General features: G+C 55.5%; 2 protein-coding genes. Both read right to left on the reverse strand.

What is annotated here, in order from left to right; translation table 11 throughout:
* The coding region (locus NLR35_RS33895) for a hypothetical protein (protein ID WP_257170885.1) at positions 1-562 on the reverse strand (562 nt) is incomplete at its 3' end.
* A 901-nt stretch (positions 563-1,463) separates the two neighbouring features.
* On the reverse strand, positions 1,464-2,194 hold a 731-nt coding region (locus tag NLR35_RS33900), incomplete at its 5' end, for a glutamate ligase domain-containing protein (RefSeq protein ID WP_306577858.1).

A 2,194-nucleotide genomic window follows, 5' to 3' on the forward strand; every position in this document is an offset into this window, starting at 1 on the left:
TCTTCGGCGGCGGTGGATCTTTGCCGGGGTCACAGGACCTTTCACAATTCCCGGACGGCTCTCCGTCCGGAAAATAGGGCGACGACTCGCGGCTGATTGCGAAAGCGGCGTTGGGACCAAACTCTCGTCTATCCCAGAGCATAAGAAATTTTGGAGCAGTCCCATTAGACCTCGGTTGTTTCGCACTCCAGTCCTGAAGCGCTTGCTTGACCGCCGCGCCAATCTCAGCCGGATTCTTTCCGACCGCGTTCTTCCTGGCATTCTTTGCGATCTCTTCCGCCTCGTCGCGGACCTTCTCGGCGGATGGCGGCCCTTGCAAGGGCCCCGTCCCCTCCTCGACATCCTTGGCAGGAGGAATCTCGAAGAGCGCCACGAAATCGCGGCGATCCTTGTCGAGGAACGCGAGCACATAGTGCTCGGTAGCCGGCGGCTCGACAGCATTGGCCGGGCCGACCGCCATAGCGGCAGCGCCGCCGATCAGTACCGCGCGACGTGAAGGTCGAAAAAGTTCACGGAGTTCAGACGAGCCACGCAGCTCAAATGTCTTCTTGCTATCGTCCACCGTTTGCCCCCAACCGGCGGTTGTCGAAATTAACAAAACATCACAAGCAAAAAATACAGCCAAAAACCATTACGCGAACTATGGTAAAGCTGCAACCTCAAACTTGCGCTGCATCGCAACGAACCTGCTTATGCACTCGACTCGCAAAATACCTAGAAATGTCAAACTCGAACGAGAATAATGATGCGCGAGGCCGCGAAATCGCCTTGCGCGCTGGCGCAAAAGTTCGAAGCTGTTGGAGACTCTTTTGATTTTTTGAACAATCGCACCTGACGGGGCTTGGGTTTGACGCTACTGCGCGCGGGACTGACCAACAGCAACCAAGCCCACTGCTGCACAACCCATGTACGCAAGTTTGCAGAACCAAGATGTCACTTGTGGTCTAGATCCCTGCTGGGCCATTGATTCATCGCGTCGTGAGAACGGGTAAACAACGCAAAAATTCTACAAGCGTCAGCGCGACAGCTCATTCAATACTAGCGCTATCTCAGCGGCTCTCGAGCCTTGAGCACTAAACGGTCGACCAAAGCCTTTCAACAGGCCGGCCTGATAAGCTTTTTGCCAAGTCCCTAATCAATCGGCGGACCGATTCCATCCGCGACAAGATCTTTCGATACACCGACGCTTTGGTGAAAGCCGCTTCACTTCGAACTCGAAAGGCCGCTCATGATCCTAGTTAGGAGTTGCCGCACTGATTGAGCCGGAACGCAAGGCTCAAAGTGCCCTCCGCAAATACCAAAAAGTTCGGGCCTAAGAATGAACAGAGCTGCCAAATCATCCCACAACGAAGTCTCTTCGAATCCCTTTGGGTTTGCCTGGAGCATGTCAGAAACTACTTTGGCAACACCACCTGCCTGCCCCAGTTCTTGAGCCCACGATCGACGAACGTAACTCCGGAACGTCAGGAAGCGAGCTCCGTATCCTCGATTTGAACAGCGCGCTCAAGTGCCTCTCGAGCGACATTCTGATCACTGAAGGCCCATTTTCGACCCTGGACTTCTTGATAATCCTCGTGCCCTTTTCCCGCAATTACGAGTACGCCTGGGCCCGTTAGATCCGAGATCGCAGCCCATATCGCATCTTTTCGACTGGGCTCCTCAATGACAACCGCGTTGGACACCTCTCCAATGCAACCTTCAAGAATTTGGCGCCTAATCGCACCGGCGTCATCGTTCCTTGGGTTATCATCAGTCACGTAAATCCTGTCGGCCAACCTCTTGGCGACCGCGCCCATCTTGGAGCGTTTACCTGGATCCCGTTCGCCGCCGCATCCGAACACTACCGAGATGGTTCGACCAGGATGGGCTCTCCCAGCGGCGGATAACGCGGACGCTAACGCATCGTCCGTATGAGCGTAGTCGACATAAACCACGCCTCCCCTCGACGTCTTGCCCACGCATTCCATACGCCCCTTTATCTGGCTCACTCCTGTCAGTCCGAATACTGCTTGCTGGAATGGAACTCCGGTGGTGACAGCGACCGCCACCGCGCAGAGAGCATTGTGCCTCTGATAGCCGCCCGACAGGGCCAGGGTTGCTTCCTCGCACCGTTGTTCGTGCTCGATGACGAGATGAACGCCGTCTCCATTTTCGTTGTAAGACCTAAGAACGAAGTCCGCTGGGGAGCCAGCAG

The sequence above is a fragment of the Bradyrhizobium sp. SRS-191 genome (assembly GCF_024586915.1).
In the GTDB taxonomy this organism is placed as follows: Bacteria; Pseudomonadota; Alphaproteobacteria; order Rhizobiales; family Xanthobacteraceae; genus Bradyrhizobium.